General features: G+C 26.4%; 1 pseudogene. It reads left to right on the top strand.

What is annotated here, in order from left to right:
- A pseudogene (locus V7161_RS30225) lies at nt 1-128 on the top strand (spore coat protein); the annotation flags it as partial.
- Between the last annotated feature and the right edge of the window lie 198 nt (nt 129-326).

Raw genomic sequence — 326 nt, 5'->3', positions numbered from 1 at the left:
CATACATGAGCCTTGACCCATATATTACTTCAAATCCCGAAGCACTAGATGAAGAAAAGAAAGTCATTTTTGATTTTATACAAAAAAGAAGTTCCTACATTATGGATGAATTAACAACATTTAAGTAGAAGTATATGGTCCAGTACCATATACTTCTTTTGCTTTTTTCAAAAATAGTAAATCTATCTAGCAATTAAATATGTATGTATAACTTGTATGATAGAATTATTTAATAAAATAATTAATAGATTAAAAAGCCCTTAAATTATGCTGCCATAATTTAAGGGCTTTTAGAAAATATCATTTAAGAGAGCCTTTTACTTGAA

The sequence above is a fragment of the Neobacillus drentensis genome, assembly GCF_036965425.1.
Taxonomy (GTDB): Bacteria; Bacillota; Bacilli; order Bacillales; family Cytobacillaceae; genus Neobacillus; species Neobacillus drentensis_F.
Note: the sequence above shows the minus strand (reverse complement) of the source record. Positions and strands in the feature narration are given on the sequence as shown.